Origin of the sequence: Micromonospora sp. CPCC 205539 (genome assembly GCF_036906815.1) — a bacterium.
Classification (GTDB): domain Bacteria; phylum Actinomycetota; class Actinomycetes; order Mycobacteriales; family Micromonosporaceae; genus Micromonospora.
On the sequence record NZ_JBAKHW010000016.1, the window covers coordinates 45,742 to 64,499 of the forward strand.

Here is an 18,758-nt window from a genome sequence, read left to right on the forward strand (position 1 = left end):
GTCGCTCGCGCCTTCCCCGTACGAACCGGGTCAAACGGGCCGTCCGGTGCCAGCTCGGTGGGGCGGGCGGTCCAACCATCGAGGCAGGGGTACGGTCCGCCACGGCACCCGCAGGAGCAGCCGCACGATCAGCAGGCCGAGCAGGTAGCCGCCCATGCTGTCGGTGAGCCAGTGGTAGCCCAGGTAGGTGGTGCCGACGAAGGTGAGAACGCCGGGCAGCCACTGCAGCAGCCGGCGGGCGGCCACGGGCAGGTACGGCGCGAGCAGCATCGCCAGCACCCCGTAGTAGACGATGCTGTTGCTCACGTGGCCCGAGGGGTAGAACTCCTCGACGCCGTTGCTGAACATCCGGACCGACCCGTGGTGCGGGGCGCCGCGCGAGGTCCACCGTTTCAGCCCCACGATCAGCAGGGTGCTGATGATCGGCGCCAGCCCGGCCGGGATGATCGGGCGCACCGAGCGGTGCCGCCAGGCGAGCCAGAAGGAGACCAGCACGGTCACCAGGGTGAGCGCGCCGCCCTGCCCGAGATAGTCGAAGATCAGCATCACCGTGGCCAGCGGCGGGGGGCGGCGCTGATCGCACCAGTCGCGAACGGCGATGTCCAGGCGCAGCAGCGGCGACCACCAGACCAGCGCGGCGGTCAGCGTGACCAGCGCGACGAGCAGGAGCCCGTCGAACCACCAGCCGCCCGGCACGGGGACCAGGGCGGGTACGCCGAGCGGCCGCGGCGGCCGCCCGCCCCTCCGCGATGGTCTCCGCGCTGCCATCTCTCCGCTCCGTTCGGTCCTCCGCTCCGCGTCCGGTACCAGAGTTGGAAAATATCCCAAGAAGGTGCAATTAGCTCGTTAAGCTGACGATCATCTCGAAAGGGGCGCTGCCCCTTTGCCGTGCACCGCCTGGGAGCACCCACATGTCAGCGACCGCGTCCGCGCGTCCCGGTTCAGCACCGACTGTGGGTCGCCTCCTCACGCTGCGGCGGGTGCGGCTCGGCGTGCCGGGCGAGCGCGACCGCCCCGGCGACGGCCAGCGCGAACCCCACCGCCGCCACGGGCATGGTCCCGGGCCGTACCCCGTCACCGAGCAGCAGCCAGCCGGCCACCGCCGGAGCCAGGGTCTGCCCGAGGGTCGTCGACGCGGAGGCCACGGTGACCGCGCCGCGTTGCAGGGCGGTGGCGTAGAGCAGCAGGCCGGTCAGCCCCGCCAGCACCACGGCGTACGTGGCCGGGCTGGTCAGCACGTCGCCGACCGTGCCGGCCCCGCCGATCAGCCGCGCACCGAGCGCCGCGCAACCGAACGACAGCCCGGCGAGAAGACCCGGCACGGCCGGCCCGGACATCCGCGGACTACCCAGGTACGCCCCGACGGCCAGGGCGAGCACCACCGCGAGCAGCCACCAGCCGGCCGATCCCGACACCTCGTCCGGGGGCCCGCTGGCCGCCGTGAACACCAGGAGGATCAGACCGACCACCACCGCACCGATCATCACCCAGTCCCAGACAGCGAGCCGGATCCGCAGCACGAGCAGGGCCAGGAGCGCGACCATCCCGAGGTTGGCCGCCTGCGTCGCCTGCACGGCGAAGAGCGGCGTGGTCCGCAGCGCGGTGAAGGTGAGCAGCGACGACACACCGTCCAGCGCCAGACCCGTGGCGTAGAGGCCGTTGCGAACCAACCGCAACAGCAGGCGCGGGTCGAGGTGCTCGGTGGCCGCCACCCGGCGGGCGCCGATCGACTGCACGATCGCCGCGGTGGCGCTGCACGACGCGGCGATGATCGCGAGCACGAAGCCAAAGGCCATGACGGATTCCCGTGGTCCTGGACGCCGGACGGGACCGCCCGGAACACCTGCGCATACCCGTCTTCGGCCGGGTATCGCACCGGTCGTGCGAGCGGCCGGTGAACGCGACCGGGCAGCCGGCTCCGCCCGCCGGGCCCGAGCCGGCCGAGCGGATCGCCCGGCGGGTGCTGGTCGTCTCGGCCGACATCGGCGGTGGCCACGACGCCACCGGCCGGGCGCTCGAGGAGCGCGTACACGCGCTCTGGCCGGGGAGCCGGGTCGGGTGGGTCGACACGCTCGAGGTCATGGGGCCCGGCGTCGGCCGCGGCTTCCGACGCACCTACGTCACCAATGTCGCGACGACACCCTGGTTGTACGAGTTCTTCTGGGCCTCGCTCTGGCGGCACCGCTGGTTCGCCACGTCCTCGAAGTGGTTCACCGGCGCCTGGGCGGGCCGCCGGCTCGCGCCGGCCATCGAGGCGTTCGACCCCGACCTGATCGTCTCGACCTATCCGATTGGCAGTGCGGGGCTGGCCTGGCTCCGCCGGCATCGCGGGCTCGACGTACCGATGGGCGCCTGGGTCTCCGACTTCGCCCCACACCCCTTCTGGGTCTACCCGCAGCTCGACCTGGACGTCGTGGTGCACCCGGCGGCGCTGCCGGTGGCGGCGGTCGCCGCGCCCGGAGCACCCCTCGGCGTCTGCGCCCCACCGGTACTCGATCGGTTCCACCCTGGCGACCAGGCCGAAGCCGCCCGGCGCTGCGGTCTCGACCCGGAACGGGCGCCGGTCGTGGTCGCCTGCGGCTCGTACGGCTTCGGTGCCGTGGAGGAGGCGATCGCCGCGCTGGTCGGCATCGGGGACGCGGTGCAGGTGGTCGCCGTCTGCGGGCGCAACGAGGGGCTCGCCGACCGGCTGGAGGCGTTGAACGGCGCCCCGGGTCGGCTGGTGGTCCGCCGGTGGGTCGACGACATGCCGACCCTGCTGCGGGCCGCCCGACTGCTGGTCACCAACGCCGGCGGAGCCACGGCGCTGGAGGCGTGGGCCACCGACACGCCGGTCGTGATGTACCGGCCCATCGCCGCACACGGAGCGGCAAACGCCGCGCTGATGACCGCCGCCGGGCTCGCCGAGACCGCCCAGGATCCGGCCGCCCTCGTCGCGTGCGTCCGTACCCGGCTGGTCGATCGACCAGCGGCCCGCCTGGTCGAGGTCCCACCCGAGCCGTTCCTGCCATACCTCGGGCTGCCGGCGCTGGCCGAGCGGCGACCGCCGGCAGTGGCGCCGGCGCGGGACGGTTCGCGGCCCGGCGGGCGGGTGCCGGACGGCAGGCCGCCGAGCTGGCCGCTGCGCGCGCAGGACGCCTTCTTTCTGCATGTGCAGTCGCCGACGGTGGCCCAGCAGATCGGTACGGTGCTGGATCTGGACCCTCGCCCGGACGGCCGGCCGCTCACCCGGGCGGACCTGACCGCGGTGCTGGCCCGGCGGCTGCCCGCGATAGCGACCCTGCGTCGCCGCCTGGTGTCCCGGGGCCGGTGGCGCCGGCCCGGATGGGTCGTCGACCGGCACGCCGACCCCGCCGCGCACCTCGACGAGGTCCAGGTCGGGCCCGACGACGACGGCGGTGCCGCGGTGGACCAGTTCTGGTCGGAGCCGCTGACCCTCGACCGCCCGCCCTGGCGGATGCTGCTGGTCAGCGGCCTTTCCGGCGGGCGTACCCGGGTCGCGGTCAAGCTGCACCACTGCCTCGGGGACGGGCTCTCCGCGATCGGTGTCCTGCACCGCCTGATGGACCCGCCCGGTGACCGGCCGCCATCACGCGACGCCGCACCCGACACCGGTGCCCCGACGCGGGTTCCGGCCCCCGACCGGGCCGATGCAGCGGCGGACCCGGGCCGCGCACCGACCCCGCGCGCCGACCGGCGGGGCCCTCCGGGCGACCGGGCCCGGGAGCTGGCCCGGCAGGCACGGCTCACCGCGCGTGGGCTGGCCCGCCTCGCCACACAGGGGCCTGCGCCCCGCAGCCCGCTCAACCGGCCCCTCCGCTCGCCGCGTCGGCGGCTGGTCACCGTGAGCCTGCCCGCCGCCGAGGTCCTCCGCGCGGCCCGGGCCTGCGGCGCGCACACCAGCGAACTGATGGTGGCCCTCACCGCCGGGGCGCTGGAGCGGGTCCATCCGGCGCCGGCGCCCCCACGGCTGCGGGCGATGTTCGCGGTCTCCACCAGCCCACGGCGGCGCGCGGCCACCCACGGAAACTGGACCGGCGCCGTCAGTCTCGACCTTCCGCTGGCGCGGGTGGCGACTCGCGACCGGGTCACCGCCGTACGCGAGTCGCTGCGCGCCGCGCTCGCCAGCGGAGAGGCCGAGGCCGCCGGCCTGGTGATGCGGGCGATGGGCGTGCTCCCCGCGCCGCTGCACTCGGCGGCGGCCCGCCGCGTCTACACCAGCCGGCACCTCAACGTCATCGTCTCCTACATGCCGGCGCCGTTTCGGACACACCGGCTGGCCGGTGCGTCGGTGCGGACGGCCACCCCGGTGGTCGCCCTGGCCGACGGCGTACCGGTGGGCGTCGGTGTGCTGCGGTGCGGCCCGACCTTCGAGATCGGGGTGCTGCTGGACGAGTCGCTCGCCGACCGCGGCACCGCCTTCGTGGCCGCGCTGCGCGCCAACCTGGCCGAGCTGCTCACCGACGCCGACGCGGCCGCAGACACGAACGCCCTGTCCCCGGGCGGGAACGACGGCGACGCAGCCGCGGAAGGGGACGCCCTGTCCCCCGGCGGAGACGGCGACCCAGCCGCGGCCCGCGGCGGCCTGGCCGCTGACGTCGTGGTGCCCGCCGGGCCGGCACCGCCGGGGGTACGGCGGTGCGCCTGACCGGGGCGGTGGTCCTGGTCACCGGCGCGTCGTCGGGCATCGGGGCCGCGCTGGTACGGCGGCTCACCCGGGCGGGCGGCCACGTCCTCGCGGCCGGGCGGGACCCAGACCGGCTCGACCGGATCGCCACCGAGACCGGCGCGATCCCGCTGCTGGCCGACCTTGGCCGGCCCGACGCCGCCCGACAGCTTGCCGAGCGGGCGATGGACCGGCACGGCCGGGTGGACGTACTGGTCAACAACGCCGGCGTCGGCTGGGCGGGGCCGTTCGGCACGATGCCGGCCGAGCGCGCCGAGGAGGTGCTCACGGTGAACCTACGGGCCCCGGTCGAATTGACCCGGGCACTACTGCCCGGCATGTGCCACCGCGGCGGACACCTGGTCTTCGTCGGCTCGATCGCGGGCCGACTGGGAGTGGCCGAGGAGGCCGTCTACGCGGCCAGCAAGGCCGGCCTCGACGCCTTCGCGCGGAGCCTCCGACTGGAACCCGCCTGCCGTCGGGTCCGTGTGACGGTGGTCGTGCCGGGGGTGGTGCAGACGGCGTTCTTCGCCAGTCGGGGTCGGCCGTACCACCGGACCCGGCCCCGGCCGATCCCGGCGGACCGGGTGGCCGAGGCGGTGACCGACGCGATTGTCCGGAACCAGGCGGAGGTCTACCTGCCGGCCTGGCTGCGGGTGCCGGTGGCGGTGCAGGGCCTGCTGCCGGCGGTGTACCGCCGCCTGGCCAGCCGATTCGGCTGACCAGGCCGATGTCTTGCGGCCACGACGTTCAGTTCAACCGGGCCGCCCGCAGCGACTCGCGCAGCGAGGACATGGTGGCCAGCACCGCCGTCGGCTCGTAGCCGCAGTGCGCCATGCAGTTGGCGCAGCGTGGATCACGCCCCCGGCCGTAGCTGTCCCAGTCGGTCTCGTCGAGCAACTCCCGGTAGGTCTCGGCGTACCCGTCGGCCATCAGGTAACAGGGCCGCTGCCAGCCCAGCAGCGAGTACGACGGGATCGCCCACGCGGTGCACGGGAAGTCGACCCGCCCCTCGAGGAAATCCAGGAACAGCGGCGAGTGGTTGAGCCGCCAGCGCGCCCGCCGGCCACCGGCGAATGCCTTGCGGAACAGTTCCCGGGTCTCCGTGACGCCCAGGAAGTGCTCCTGGTCGGGTGCCTTCTCGTAGGCGTACGCCGGCGAGAGCATCATCTCGTCCACGCGCAGGTCGTCGTTGAGGTAGTTGAGCACCTCGATCACGGTCTGCGGGGTGTCGGTGTTGAAGAACGTGGTGTTGGTGGTGACTCGGAAGCCGCGCCGCTGCGCGTCCCGCACTGCCGCCACCGCCTCGTCGAAGACGCCGTCCTTGCAGACCGACGCGTCGTGCCGGTCCCGCAGCCCGTCGATGTGCACGGTGAAGGCGAAGTACGGCGACGGGCGGAACTTCTCGATCTTCTTGGGCAGCAGCACGGCGTTGGTGCAGAGGAACACGAACTTCTTGCGCCGCACGAGTTCGGCGACGAGGGTGTGGATCTCCGGGTGCATGAGCGGCTCGCCGCCCGCGATGGAGATCATCGGTGCCCCGCACTCCTCCACGGCGGCCAACGCCTGCTCCACCGGCATCCGGCGCTTGAGCAGGCTCGCCGGCTGCTGGATCTTGCCACAGCCCGCGCAGCTCAGGTTGCAGGCGAACAGCGGTTCCAACTCGAGCAGCAGCGGGAACCGCTCCCGCCGGCGCAGCTTCTGCCCGACCAGGTATTGCGCGACCCGCAGGCTTTGACGCATTGGCATACTCACGGCTGACGTACCTCTTTCGGAAGGGTGAAACGCACGTCTTCCACAGCAGCGGTGTGTTCGCTCACCTCCCCCGCCCCGAGCGCGGTGAGGGCGGCGACCAGCTCGTCGACCAGCCCCGGCGGCGCGGACGCGCCCGCGGTGACCCCGACCGTCGTGGCCCCGACCAGCCAGCGCAGGTCCACGCAGCCCACGTCCTCGACCAGATGGGCCCGGGAGCCGGCACGCTCCGCCACCTCCACGAGGCGGCGGGAGTTCGAGGAGTTTGCCGAGCCGACCACGAGGACCAGGTCGGCCTGCCCGGCGACGGTGGTAACGGCCCGTTGCCGGTTGGTCGTGGCGTAGCAGATGTCGTCCGAGCCGGGACCGGACAACGCCGGGAACCGCTGCCGCAGCGCATTGATGATCTCCGCGGCCTCGTCCGTCGCCAGCGTGGTCTGCACCAGGTACGACACCCGGGTCGGGTCGTCCACCCGCACCGTCCCGGCCGCGGCCGGGTCGGGCACCAGGCGGATCCGCTCCGGCGCCTCGCCGAGGGTGCCGTCGGTCTCCTCATGACTGGAGTGCCCGATCAGCAGCACCGTGTCGCCCCGGCCCACGAACCGGCGCGCCTCGGCGTGCACCTTCGTGACCAGGGGGCAGGTGGCGTCGATCACCGGCAGCCGCCGGTCGGCGGCCTCCTGACGTACGGCCGGCGCGACCCCGTGCGCCGAGAAGACGGTGAGCGCCCCGTCGGGGACCTCGTCGAGTTCGTCGACGAAGACCGCGCCCCGGGCTCGCAGGTCGGCCACCACCCGAGCGTTGTGCACGATCTGTTTGCGCACGTACACCGGTGGACCGTGCCGGCGCAGGGCCTGCTCCACCACCGCGATCGCCCGCTCGACTCCGGCGCAGAAGGATCGGGGCGAGGCCAGCACGACCCGGTGGACGCTGCCCGCCGCCGCCGCCCACTCGGCCAGTGCCGCCGAGACCGCCGGCAGCACGCGCAGCGCGGTGCGGACCCGGCGCAGGGTGGCCGGCCGGTACAGCGGCCCGGCCGCGGTGTCGGCCACCACCCGGACGCAGGCCGCCGGCGCGGCGGCGCCGTCCAGCAGCCACGCCGATTCGAGGTCGGCGACCAGTGCGCCGGTCGCGGCGAGCCGGTCCCGGGTCGGGCCGTTGACCAGCCGGTGGGTGCTGACCACCGGGCCGACGTGCACCCGCAGCCCACGTCGGCGCAGCGCGGCCGCGAGCAGAGCGGCGTCCGGCATGCGCAGCACGCCCGGCGGCCCGTGCGGGGTCAGCGGGTCGACGCGTACCTCGCTGGCCACCACGACGTCGCCGGGGGCCAGGCCGGGGGCCAGTCCCCCGCCGATGCCGGCGACGGCCACCGGGCCCGACGCGGCACGCCGACCGGCGACGGCCGAGCGGGCACGCCGCGGCCCGACGCCGGTACGGCGCAGCGCCACCTGTCCCGATCGGTCGGGCAGGCCGCGCCGCAGCGCGGCGGCTTCCAGGCGCATGGGCGCGTAGAGCGTCCAGGGCGGACCATCCGGGTCGTCCGGGCGTGTCACGAGGTCACCGTGGCCTCGGCCCCGGCCGCCCGCGCGCCCAGGATCCGACCCAGCGCGCTGATCGGGAAGACCAGCCGGTACAGCCCGTAGTTGATGTAGAAGTCGCCCGGGAACCCGGTGCCGGTGTAGTGCGGCTCGTCCCAGCCGCCGTCCGGGCGCTGGCTGTCGACGAGCCGGTCCACGCCGCGACTCGCCGGCTCCCCCGCGCCATGGCCCGCGGCGTGGAGCGCGAGCAGTGCCCAGGCGGTCTGCGACGCGGTCGACTCGCCGCGGCCGATCCAGGCCGGGTCCCGGTAGGAGCGCAGATCCTCGCCCCACCCGCCGTCCGGGTTCTGGTGCGCGAGCAGCCAGTCGACGGCACGGCGGATCGCCGGGTGACCGGGTGGCAGGCCGGCCGCGACGAGGGCCGGCACCGCCGCTCCGGTGCCGTACACGTGGTTGGCGCCCCAGCGGCCGAACCAGGAGCCGTCCGGCTCCTGGGCCCGCAGCAGCCAGTGCACGGCGCGGCGCAGCGGCACGGTGTCGGTGTAGTTCTCCGCCGCCAGCGCCTCCACGATGTGGGCGGTCACGTCGGCGCTGGGCGGGTCGATGACCTCGCCGAAGTCGCAGAACGGCAGGTCGCCGAGGATCGCACGGGTGTTGTCGGCGTCGAACGCGGCCCAGCCACCGTCGCGGCACTGCATGCCGAGCAGCCACCGGGTCGCGCGCAGCACGGCCGGTTCGACCGGTACGGCGGTCCGCCGCAACGCCATGATCACCTCTGCGGTGTCGTCGGTGTCGGCGTACCCGTCGTTGTCGAACTCGAAGGCCCAACCACCGACCGGGGTGTGCGGACGGCGGACGGCCCAGTCACCGCGGACCTGGATCTCCTCGTCGAGCAGCCAGCTCCCCGCCCGGACCAGCGCGGGGTGCCCGGCCGGCAGGCCGGCGTCGGAGAGGGCGATGACGGCGAGCGCGGTGTCCCACACGGGCGACTGGCACGCCTCCAGCCGGCGGATCGGGCCGTCCGGCGTCTGCTCCCGCACGGTGAACCGGTCCAGCCCGGTCAGGCCGGCCCGCAGCACGGGATGGTCCAGGGGGTAGCCGAGCAGATGCAGCGCCATCAGCGAGTACACCCAGGGCGGCTGGATTCCACCCCACGAGCCGTCGGCCTCCTGCCGGGCCACCACCCACTCGGCGGCGCGCCGCAGGGCGTGCCGGCGGACCGGTCCCCGGGCGATCCGCTCGTAGCCGTTGGCGAGCCGGTCGAGCCGGTACAGCAGTCCGGACCGCGAGGTGAGCTGCGGCGGTCGCGACGCCGGCGCCGGGGTACGCAGCTCGTCGACGGAGAAGCCGAGGTCCCGCACCGGACGCAGCGCGCGGACGATCGACAGCGGAACGATGGTCTGCCGGGCCCAGCAGGCGAAGTCGTAGATGTTGAACGGCATCCACGATGGCAGCAGCACCAGCTCGGGCGGGATGGCGGGCAGCCGGGACCACGGCCAGTGGCCGAAGAGGGCCAGCCAGAACCGGGTGAAGACCCGGCTCGCCGCCACACCGCCGTGCGCGCGGACGAACTGGGCGGCGGCCGCCATGTGCGGCGCCTCCGGCGGGTCGTCGGCCAGCCGCAGCGCCACGTAGGCCTCGATGGTGGTGGAGAGGTCCCCCGGACCACCGTGGAACGTCGCCCAGGACCCGTCCGGCCGCTGCTGGGACCGGATCCATCGGGCCGACTCACTGGTCCGCTCCGCCGTCCGGATGCCGAGGAACTGCCGTAGCAGCAGGTCCTCGGCGTCCATGGTGACGTTCGTGGCGAGCTCGCCCTTCCACCAGCCGGCCTCGTCCTGCAACCCGAGCAGGTGGTCCCGGGCGCGACGCAGCGCGTCCTGGGCGGCGTCGGGCGGGTGCGCGCCGGTCGGAGGGCCGATCGAGGCGGACGCGGTGGGCTCCGGAGACAGCAGGTCCGTCATCAGTGGTCCCGCCCGGTGATGAACGCGGCGATGTCGGTCAGCTCGCCGCGTACGTCCTCCGGCAGATCCAGCGCGGCCAGTTCCGCCCGAGCCCGCTCGGTCTCCTGCCGAGCCCGCTGCCTGGTCCACTCGCGCGCCCCGGTCGCCTCGATCAGGTCGCTCGCCCGAGTCACGTCGTCGGCGGCCAGCGGTGCCGGCGACCGGTACAGCTCGGCCAGGGCGCGACCGGCGTTGCCGCCGCTGGTCACCGCACGGACGACCGGGATGCTGCGCTTGCGGGAGCGCAGATCCGATCCGACCGGTTTGCCGGTGCGCTGCGGATCGCCCCAGATCCCCAGGAGGTCGTCGACGAGTTGGAAGGCCAACCCGAGGTGGAGGCCGAACCGGGACAGGCCGTCGACCAGGGTCTGCTGGCCGCCGCAGAGCAGCGCCCCGAGCGCGCACGAGCCGGCGAGCAGCGCCGCGGTCTTGTTCCTGGCCATGGTCAGGCACTCGTCGAGGGTGACGTCGTCGCGCCGTTCGAAGCCCAGGTCGGACGCCTGCCCGGCGAGTAGCGCCCGGACGTCCAGGGCGAGCCGCCGGGCCGCGGCACACCCGCCGGGCACCTCGACGAGCGCTTCGTACGCCAGCCCGATGAGGGCGTCGCCGGCAAGGATGGCCGGACCGACCCCGAACACCGTCCACGCGGTCGGGCGGTGGCGACGTTCGGTGTCACCGTCCATCACGTCGTCGTGCAGCAGCGAGAAGTTGTGCGCCAGCTCGACCGCGGCGGCGGCCGGGACACCGGCCTCGGGCTCAGCGGCGGTGGCCCGAGCCGAGAGCAGCGCCAGCATGGGACGCAGTCCCTTGCCCTGCCGGGTGGCGGGCGACCCGTCGGCGTCCCAGTACCCGAGCTGGTAGCCCGCGACCAACCGGTTGCCGGGGTCCAGGCGGTCGAGCAGCGCGCGGATGGCCGGCTCGACGTGGCTCTGGATCTGGTCAGTGCTGCTACTGCCTACAACAGTCATCGTGCGGCCTCCGTGTGGTGTCGGGGCCGGGACACGAGTTGGCGGGCGACGACGTCGGCGGCCTCCCGGCCGCTGCGCACCGCGCCCTCCATCGTGTCCGGCCAGCCGGTGTCGGTCCATGCGCCGGCCAGGACCAGCCCCGGCAGGCGGGTGGTGGGCACCGGCCGGTACGCCCGGGTACCAGGGGCCTGCCGGAAGGTGGCCCGCGGCTCCCGGGTCACGAACGCGTCGCGTACCGGAGTGCGTCGGGCGGCCGGGAACAGCTCGGCGAGGGCCGCCCGCTGCGTCGCCACCAGCTCGGCAGCGGGACGGTCGACATCGGCGTCGGCGGCCGACAGGGAGACCACCAGGTGCTGGTCGTCGGCGTCCGGCGCCGACCGGTCGAAGATCCACTGAGCCGGGGACTCCACCGCGGCGGCCATCGTCAGCGCGGTGACCGGGCGTTCGTAGCGCAGATGCACGTTGACGATCGGCACCGCGCCCAGCCGGTGCCAGTCGCTGGCGGTGGGCGCGGCGGCCGGCGGCACCAGCGACGCGGCGACCTGGTGCGGCACGGCCAACACGACGGCGTCCGCGGTGAGCTCGCCGTCATTCAACCCGATCCGGAAACCCGTGGTCTCCGGGTGGATCCAGCGCACCCGGGACCGGGTGTGCACCGAGGCGCCGAGCCGGGCCAGCAGCCGCCGGGCCGCGACCCCGTGCAGGTCGACCAGGGGGACCAGGGCCCGGCCGATGTCGCCGGCGTCCGCGTCGTCCAACAGCCCGGTGCGGAACACCTGGGCTGCGAGCGACAGCGACGCCTCGCCGCAGGGCAGGTTCAGCGCCGCCACGCAGATCAGATCCCACAGCCGCCGGCGGCTGCGTTCGCTCTGGCCGTGTTCGACGAGCCAGTCGCCGAAGCTGCGCGCGTCGGTGGCGGGCCGGTCCGGGTCGACGTGCCGCAGCGCCGCGCAGGCCCGCGCCGCGGCGAGCCGTTCACCGGGGCTGAGCAGCCGGTAACCGGCGAGGGCGGGCAGCAGATGCGCCGGGGCCGGCAGCCGGCGACGTGCCAGCAGGTGCGGTGCCCGCCCCGGGAGCAGCACCGGCACCGCGAAACGCGGTTGCAGGGCGGTGCCGGCGGTGGTCCCGAGCCGCTCCAGCAGGCCCCGGTAGGCGTGGTAGCAGCGCAGGAAGACGTGCTGCCCGGTGTCGACGGTCAGGCCCGCACGGCGAAAGGAGTAGGTGGCTCCGCCCAGCTCCGGCCGGCTCTCGAGCAGCGTCACCGACAGGCCGAGGTCGGCAAGCCGGATCGCCGCGGTGATGCCGGCCAGGCCGCCGCCGATCACGCAGACCGCGCCCGTGCCGGTCGGTGGGGATTCCATCGACCCGGTCATGCCGGCCGCCCGACGAGCGCGCGGGCCGCCACCCAGGCCTTTTCGTGCCCCGGGAGCGACACCCGGCGGTGGGTGACCGCCAGCGGGTCGGCGGCGATGCGCGTGAGCAGCCGCCGGTAGATGCCGGCCATCGCGGCGGTGCAGGCCGCGCTGCGCCGGTCCAGCATCGGCAGAAGCTGCAGCCCGATGTCGTACCAGTGGGCGGCCCGGCTTGCCTCGAACCGCACCAGCTCGATGAGCCGCGCGGGCGGGTCGGTGAACCCGCCGTCGTTCAGGCTCAGCGTGCAGCCGAACCGTTCCAGGTCCCCGGCGGGCAGGTAGATGCGGCCGTCGGTCCGGTCCTCGACCAGGTCGCGCAGGATGTTGGTCAGCTGCAGCGCCACGCCGAGCGCGTCGGCCAGCGGCGCGGCGCGAGCGGGGTCGGCGGTGCCGAACACACCGAGGGAGAGCCGGCCGATGGAGCCCGCGACGCAGCGGCAGTACCAGTGCAACTCCTCGAAGGTGGCGTACCGCCGGCCGGTCACGTCGGCGGCGCAGCCGTCGATCAGCTCGTCGAACGCCCCGAGCGGGATCGGCATCCGGGTCGCGGCGTGACCCAGCGCGGTGAGGACCGGGTCGCCGCCGCTGCCGCCGGGCAACCGCCGCAGCGCCGCCCGCATCTCCTCCAGCCGCTCCAGCTTCTCTGCCGGCGGCAGGTGGCCGTCGCCGATGTCGTCGATGCGGCGGGCGGTGGCGTAGATGGCCGAGAGGACGCGGCGTTTCGCCGGCGGCAGCAGCCGGATGCCGTACGCGAAGTTGGCGGCCTGACTGCGGGTGATGTGCTCACAGCGGCGGTAGGCGGCCGCCACGTCCGTGGTCGCGGTCATCCGGCGCTCCGCACCATCGCGCTCAGCCAGCGACGAAAGACCTGGCGGCTCCGGGGCCGGACGGTGACCGGCAGCGGGTCGTGGTCGGCGCTGGCCAGCGCGTCGAGCGTCGCCCGGCCCCCCGCGAGGTAGCCGCCCACCGCCAGCCGGGCCCACCCGTGCAGATCCGCCACCAGCGGGGCGCCGGCGTCGAGCCAGGCCCGGGCCCGCTCCGCCTCGAAGCCGATGAGCTCCCGCAGCGGCCGGCCGGCGGTGGGGCCGGCGAGATCGGCCTCGGTGACGCCGAACCGGTCGAGGTCCTCGGCGGGCAGGTAGATCCGGCCCCGGCGGTGATCCTCGGCGACGTCCTGAAGGTGTTCGACGAGTTGCAGCGCGGTGCAGATCCGATCGGAGAGCGCGAGGCGTGTCGGCCCGGCCTGCCCGAAGACGTGCAGGACCAGCTCCCCGACCGGGTTGGCCGAGAGGGTGCAGTAGTCGACCAGCTGCGCGAACGTCGCGTATCGGCTGACGTGCTGGTCGACCCGGTTGGCCTCGATCAGCCGGAGCAGGGGGTCGAGCGGCAGTCGGCACTCGGCCACGGTGGGCGCGAGGGCACGGACGACCCGGTCGCTCACCGGCGAGCCGTCGTACAGCGCCCGCAGCTCGGCCTCCACCCGGTCGAGGGCGCCGAGCCGGTCGACGCCCGGTGCGAGGGGCTCGTCGCCGAGGTCGTCGACGTGGCGCGCGTACCGGTAGACGGCGAGGAGGTGACGGCGGCGCCGACGGGGCAGCACCCGCAGCGCGACGGGGAAGTTCTCCTGCGTCCGCGCCTGCTCGATCCGGCGGGCCGCCAGGGCGACGGCGGGTGGACTCATCCGGGGTTGCCTTCCTCTGAGGCGCGGGGCCGACGGTGCTGGGTCATCCGGGCAGCGGGGTCGACGCGTATGCGGGCCGGTGTGCGCCCGGCAGGCGGCGTCCCGCCTGGGGCGGGTCGGGGCGAGCCGGTGCCACACCGCCGAGTGGATGCCGTGCGGGTCCAACGCATGCTCCGCGCCCGACGCCGGCCTCAGCCAGCAGCTCGGCCGCGTCGAGCGACGTCCGGATGTCCCCGGCGAGCAGGCGGACCTGGTCGCCGCTCAGCCGGTGGAGGTCGGCGGGCTGGTTGACACTGCCGAGCAGGGACATCATCTCTCCGTCCGGGTGAGCGCGCGAACCCCCGCGGCGACGATCGGATGGATCGCCGGCTGCGGGTGCGTCCCCCCGGCCGGGTCGTCCGGCGGCGGGGCAGCGCGCAGCACGCTGCGGATTACGGTGGCCCGGCCATCGGTGGCGCTGGTGGCGCCACGGGAGATCGAGATCACCTCGAACACGTACAAAATTACCCTAGTCGGTCTTATCGCCCCGGCTACTTGAAATCCCAGCGAATGCCTCGGAGTAAGCCCACCCTCGTCGGCCACGACCGCACGCCGACGCCCGGCGGGTCCGCCATGCCGGCGATGAGCATGAGGCCGCCGTCGTGACCGACAGCGTGGTAGGCGGTCGGTGAGCAGGGGTGGTCAGCTCGACGGGCTCAGCATGGCCGACAAGCGGGCGCCCGCCTGACCTGCCCACGGGGACGGGGCAGGTCAGGCGTTCCGTCAGGTGTCAGGACCGTGACCAACTCTGGTTGCCGCCGCCGTTGCAGGGCCAGATCTGCAACGGAGTTCGGTTGGCCGTGCCACCCCCGGTCGCGTCGAGGCACTTGCCGGAGGCGACGCCGACGACAGTGCCGTCGGCGTTGACGTTCCACTGCTGGTGGGCGCCACCATTGCAGTCGAAGATGGTGACTCCCGCGCCATCGGCGGTGCTCGCGCTGTCGACCTCCAGGCATTTGGCGCCGTACACCCTCAGCTCCCGCGCTGCCGTCGCCGCCCAGGTCTGGTTGGCACCGCCGTTGCAGTCGAAGAGCTCGACCCGGGTCCGGTTGGCCTGACTGCTGAAGGGCACGTCGGCGCACCGCCCGGACGCCTGGCCCCGGAGGACGCTGCCCACATCGGGACCGCAGGTGGTCAGACCAGCGGTGTAGGGGCAGACGACGGAGGCGAAACCGCCGCGCTCGCGCATCGCCACGGAAAGCGTGGAGGCGCTGGTGACGACCGTTGTTTGGCGTACCAATGACGAATTTGACCCTTCCCCCACGGTCTCGAGCAGCCACTGACCACCACCGAGGAAGGTCAGGGGTGCCGAGTAGGTCCTGGCGGACTGGGCGGAGATCCCACCGATGTACCACCTGCCGCCGTTGCGGCGGGCGAAGTACGCGTCCTGACCGGGTCGGCCGCCGAGCAACCGGGTCTCGTCCCAGGCGGTGGGGATCTGGTTGAGGATGCGCAGCGCCTCGGGTCGAGCCTCGTAGCTCTCGGGGTTGTCGCCGAGGTGCTGCCAGCCGGACTCGAAGACGATCGACGTGGCGAGCTCGTGTGCCGGGGTGGTGTCCCGGTTGTACGGGCTGAACACGACCGGGGTGTAGTCCATGCTTGAGATGACGTTGCGGTGGAACGGCAACATCGTGTTCTTCGACGCGCGGAGGTACTGCTCCGCGCCGTGGACCGCTTCTGCCGTCAGGACATGCGGCCAGGTGCGCTGCATCCCACGCGGCGTGGCAGAGCCGTGGAAGTTGACCATGAGCTGCAGCTCGGCGGTGCGGGCCAGGATCGCGTCGTACCACTGCAGGGTCGGCTGGGTGAATTCGTAGCTGAAGTCGACCTTGATGCCGGCCACTCCCCAGCTCTCGATCCGCGGCAGCCACGTCTCACGCTGGGCCGAGGTCCAGAGGTTGGAGGAGTTGAACCACAGGATGATCTGCACACCCCTGGACTGGGCGTAGGCCACCACCCCGGGCGCCCAACTCTCCTGCCAGCCCTCATCGACGAGCACATAGCCCCAGCCGTTACGCGCGGCGAAGTCGATGTACTGCCGCTGCCGGCTCTCGCTGGACGGGCTGGAGTGTTCGGTCAGCCAGGACCAGGCCACGGTGTCGGGCCGAACCCAGGACGGGTTGCCCACCCGCGACGGCGCCGAGAGGTCGTCGACGATCGTCGACTGCGTGACCGTGGCCAGGGTGCCGACCGCCGCTGAACGCCACGGCGTCGACAGCGGCAGGCTCGTCGTCACGGTCGAGCTGTCCAGCAAGGTGCCGTAGGTCCCCGAACCGGACGAGTGCGTCAGGCTGGCCGCCGCGTACCGGCCGTCGAGGTTGCTCTCGGCGACCAGGGCAAAGGCCCCGCCGGCCTCGAACAGCGCGGGCACCCGGAAGGTGCCGCTGGCGGCTGCGCCCGCGGTCGTCTGCACCGGGTAGCCCTGGTCCTCCCTGTGGGCGGGCAACAGCCAGGCGTTCGACGACGTCGGCACGGTCCAGGACGACGCCTCACGGCGCACCGTCACCGATCCGCTGCCGGGCAGCACGTACCGATAGGCGGCTCCGGAGTTCGAGGCGCGAACCACGACGTCCAGTCTTGCTCCGCCGGCTCCGGTGAACGACAGCGTCGTCTCGGTGTAGGCGGTCGACCGGCTGCGCTGCTTGCCGGTCGGCATCGTGTAGGCCTCGGTGACCGTGCGGTCCGCGCGGCCCGTGAACGTGAGGTTGCGGGTCAGGTCGGCGGTGCTGGTCTCGATGCCGATGGCGGACGGAGACAGCACGGCGCGACCCTGGTGGGAGACGGCGAACGACAGCGTGCCGTTGTCGTTCAGGGTGACCTGCGCCGCGATCGGTGAATTACCGGACGGGCCGTTGACCGTCCAGGTGGTGGCGGCGGAGGCGGGTGCGGGGGTGGCAGAGAGGATCGCCGCTGACAACACGAGTGCCAGAGCACAGCGCAGCACCGGGGGTCGGCGCTTTCGATCACGCATGGGCATGCCCTTCAAGAGTGACGGATGCCGTTGGGGACGTGCAGGGCCGGGCATGGCGGACGGGGAGCGGGCCTCCACCGAGCAGCCGAAAGCCCGGTCATGTTGGAACCCGTTCATACATGCTCGACTATGTTCACAGGAGACAACGCCAGCCTGTGGGTGTCAATAGAGCGAGGAGGATTGGCATTCGTTGCGATGAATCAATTAGACGACCGACCAGAGCGCCCACGTCTCGGCAAAAAATCGCACCCGCGACCGTGCAATTCGATGGACCCTCGGGACGATCGATGTGCGAATTTGTCGCAGGCGGCAGCCAGGTGGTGATTTCGCGTCGCCTGCTCGCCGTGCGGAGATCGCCCGGCCGGTCCGATCCCCGTCGGGCCCGCCACAGCCTTCGCCGGGCGCCACGCGTCGATCCCGCGCCTTAGCGTGGCAGGGTGGCAACACCCCGCCTGGCACTGCCGTCGGAGATGAGCCGCCGACTGACCTTCCTGTTCGCGGTGGCGGCGGGAGTGGCCATCGGCAACCTCTACTGGGCGCAGCCGCTACTCGGCTTCATCGCAGGCGACCTGCGCGCCGCGACCGCGACGGCCGGCTGGCTCGTCACCGCGACGCAGGTCGGGTACGCCGTCGGCGTGCTGCTGCTCGTGCCGCTCGGCGACGTCCTGGACCGCCGCCGGTTCGTTCCGATGATGCTGCTGACCTCAGCCGTCGCGCTGCTGCTGTGCGCGCTGGCGCCGTCGATCGGCGTACTCCTCCTCGCACTCGGTGTGCTCGGCGTGACGACGATCTCCGGGCAGGTCCTCACACCACTCGCCGCAGATCTTGCCGGCGATGCCCAGCGTGGCCGGGTCGTCGGCGTCGTCGGGTCCGGGACCCTCACCGGCATTCTGGCTTCCCGCACGATCAGCGGTTTCGTCGCCGAAGCCGCCGGGTGGCGTGCGATCTTCGCCCTCGCCGCGGTCGTCGCTGTCCTGCTCGCGGTCCTGCTTCATCGCGCGATTCCACCGCTGGCACCGCGAACGCGCATGTCGTACCCGCAGCTCATCGCCTCGGTCGGCGCGGTGGTCCTGCGCGAGCGGACGGCCCGATGGACGCTGGTCCTGGCCGCCAGCGGGTTCGCCGCGTTCTCGATGTTCTGGACGGCGCTGACGTTCCTGCTCAGCGGTCCACCGTTCCAGTATCCGGCACCGGTGATCGGGATGTTCGGGCTGGCTGGCGTCGCTGGCGCCCTCTCCGGCCTGCACGGCGGTCGTCTGCACGACCGCGGTTGGTCGCTCCCAGCGACCGGCGCGGCCTGGGTGCTTGCGCTCGGCGCCTTCGTCGTCGCGACGTTCGCCGGCCGGTCCGTCGTCCTCATCGTCATCGCGATCGTCATGCTCGATGTCGCCCTCCAGACGCAGGCACTCCTCAACCGGGCGCGGCTGTTCGCCCTCTCCGACGAGGCCCGCAGCCGACTCAACACGGCGCTGGGGACCGGCAACTTTCTCGGCGCCGCCGTCGGCTCCGCCGCCGCCACCACGCTCTGGTCCGCAGGCGGTTGGACACCGGTCACGATCACCGGCACGGCGCTGTGCTGCTTCGCGCTCACCGTGTGGGCGCTGGGACGCCGTGGTCCCCTGGTGATCCGACCCGCGAAGACAGACGGCAGGATGTCCGCCGATCCGGCCGGCGGGCTCGTGCCGCTGCGGCCGCCCTTCCGGCGCTGACACCGGACCCGTACGTTGG

The 18,758-nt window shown here is 73.4% G+C and carries 14 protein-coding genes and 1 pseudogene; 3 read left to right on the forward strand and 12 right to left on the reverse strand.

The features are described from left to right. Nucleotides 1-30: 30 nt before the first annotated feature. Nucleotides 31-768, reverse strand: coding sequence for a phosphatase PAP2 family protein (locus V6V47_RS16180; protein WP_334629043.1), 738 nt, complete (start codon nt 766-768; stop codon nt 31-33). Nucleotides 769-941: 173 nt separating this feature from the next. Continuing rightward, the gene (locus tag V6V47_RS16185; protein ID WP_334629044.1) at nt 942-1,796 is read right to left on the reverse strand and encodes a hypothetical protein; all 855 of its coding nucleotides are present in this window, start codon (nt 1,794-1,796) and stop codon (nt 942-944) included. A 98-nt stretch (nt 1,797-1,894) separates the two neighbouring features. Between V6V47_RS16185 and V6V47_RS16190 the strand changes: the two genes are divergently transcribed. Then, nucleotides 1,895-4,648 (forward strand): wax ester/triacylglycerol synthase domain-containing protein, encoded by a 2,754-nt coding sequence (locus V6V47_RS16190; RefSeq protein ID WP_334629045.1) that lies wholly within the window; start codon nt 1,895-1,897, stop codon nt 4,646-4,648. Beyond that, nucleotides 4,639-5,388 (forward strand): SDR family NAD(P)-dependent oxidoreductase, encoded by a 750-nt coding sequence (locus V6V47_RS16195; protein WP_334629046.1) that lies wholly within the window; start codon nt 4,639-4,641, stop codon nt 5,386-5,388. Before V6V47_RS16190 ends, V6V47_RS16195 begins: the two co-directional genes overlap by 10 nt. 28 nt (nt 5,389-5,416) lie before the next feature. On the opposite strand, the gene hpnH is transcribed toward V6V47_RS16195, so the two are convergent. From hpnH to V6V47_RS16245, 10 genes and pseudogenes are all read right to left on the reverse strand, one after another. Next, on the reverse strand, nt 5,417-6,409 hold the full coding sequence (gene hpnH / locus V6V47_RS16200) for an adenosyl-hopene transferase HpnH (RefSeq protein WP_334629047.1): 993 nt from the start codon (nt 6,407-6,409) through the stop codon (nt 5,417-5,419). An 8-nt stretch (nt 6,410-6,417) separates the two neighbouring features. Next, nucleotides 6,418-7,377 (reverse strand): 4-hydroxy-3-methylbut-2-enyl diphosphate reductase, encoded by a 960-nt coding sequence (gene ispH / locus V6V47_RS16205; RefSeq protein WP_334629145.1) that lies wholly within the window; start codon nt 7,375-7,377, stop codon nt 6,418-6,420. Between the two features lie 51 nt (nt 7,378-7,428). Then, nucleotides 7,429-7,920, reverse strand: a pseudogene (locus V6V47_RS16210) (phosphorylase family protein); the annotation flags it as partial. Nucleotides 7,921-7,967: 47 nt separating this feature from the next. Next, nucleotides 7,968-9,920 (reverse strand): squalene--hopene cyclase, encoded by a 1,953-nt coding sequence (gene shc, locus V6V47_RS16215; RefSeq protein WP_334629048.1) that lies wholly within the window; start codon nt 9,918-9,920, stop codon nt 7,968-7,970. Then, the gene (locus V6V47_RS16220) at nt 9,920-10,927 is read right to left on the reverse strand and encodes a polyprenyl synthetase family protein (RefSeq protein WP_334629049.1); all 1,008 of its coding nucleotides are present in this window, start codon (nt 10,925-10,927) and stop codon (nt 9,920-9,922) included. The genes shc and V6V47_RS16220 overlap by 1 nt, the downstream gene beginning before the upstream one ends. Then, a complete protein-coding gene (hpnE, locus tag V6V47_RS16225) occupies nt 10,924-12,288 on the reverse strand; it encodes a hydroxysqualene dehydroxylase HpnE (RefSeq protein ID WP_334629050.1) in 1,365 nt (454 codons plus the stop codon). Before hpnE ends, V6V47_RS16220 begins: the two co-directional genes overlap by 4 nt. Nucleotides 12,289-12,296: 8 nt before the next feature. Next, nucleotides 12,297-13,166, reverse strand: coding sequence for a presqualene diphosphate synthase HpnD (gene hpnD / locus V6V47_RS16230; protein ID WP_334629051.1), 870 nt, complete (start codon nt 13,164-13,166; stop codon nt 12,297-12,299). Beyond that, complete coding sequence (gene hpnC, locus V6V47_RS16235) at nt 13,163-14,020, reverse strand: squalene synthase HpnC (RefSeq protein WP_334629052.1); 858 nt, start codon at nt 14,018-14,020, stop codon at nt 13,163-13,165. Before hpnC ends, hpnD begins: the two co-directional genes overlap by 4 nt. A 309-nt stretch (nt 14,021-14,329) precedes the next feature. Next, entirely contained in the window at nt 14,330-14,515 is a 186-nt protein-coding gene (locus tag V6V47_RS16240; protein WP_334629053.1) for a hypothetical protein, read from the reverse strand. A 274-nt stretch (nt 14,516-14,789) separates the two neighbouring features. Then, nucleotides 14,790-17,030 (reverse strand): glycoside hydrolase family 97 catalytic domain-containing protein, encoded by a 2,241-nt coding sequence (locus tag V6V47_RS16245; RefSeq protein WP_334629054.1) that lies wholly within the window; start codon nt 17,028-17,030, stop codon nt 14,790-14,792. Between the two features lie 437 nt (nt 17,031-17,467). Here V6V47_RS16245 and V6V47_RS16250 point away from each other — a divergent pair, with 437 nt between their 5' ends. Next, entirely contained in the window at nt 17,468-18,739 is a 1,272-nt protein-coding gene (locus V6V47_RS16250) for an MFS transporter (protein WP_334629055.1), read from the forward strand. The last annotated feature ends 19 nt before the right edge of the window (nt 18,740-18,758 follow it).

Bases quoted from the DNA above. Each gene is read 5' to 3' on its own strand.
- V6V47_RS16245 (WP_334629054.1), bottom strand. From the start codon at position 17,030: ATGCGTGATCGAAAGCGCCGACCCCCGGTGCTGCGCTGTGCTCTGGCA.
- V6V47_RS16220 (WP_334629049.1), bottom strand. From the start codon at position 10,927: ATGACTGTTGTAGGCAGTAGCAGCACTGACCAGATCCAGAGCCACGTC.
- hpnE (WP_334629050.1), bottom strand. From the start codon at position 12,288: ATGGAATCCCCACCGACCGGCACGGGCGCGGTCTGCGTGATCGGCGGC.
- hpnC (WP_334629052.1), bottom strand. From the start codon at position 14,020: ATGAGTCCACCCGCCGTCGCCCTGGCGGCCCGCCGGATCGAGCAGGCG.
- hpnH (WP_334629047.1), bottom strand. From the start codon at position 6,409: ATGCGTCAAAGCCTGCGGGTCGCGCAATACCTGGTCGGGCAGAAGCTG.
- shc (WP_334629048.1), bottom strand. From the start codon at position 9,920: ATGACGGACCTGCTGTCTCCGGAGCCCACCGCGTCCGCCTCGATCGGC.
- V6V47_RS16185 (WP_334629044.1), bottom strand. From the start codon at position 1,796: ATGGCCTTTGGCTTCGTGCTCGCGATCATCGCCGCGTCGTGCAGCGCC.
- hpnD (WP_334629051.1), bottom strand. From the start codon at position 13,166: ATGACCGCGACCACGGACGTGGCGGCCGCCTACCGCCGCTGTGAGCAC.
- V6V47_RS16180 (WP_334629043.1), bottom strand. From the start codon at position 768: ATGGCAGCGCGGAGACCATCGCGGAGGGGCGGGCGGCCGCCGCGGCCG.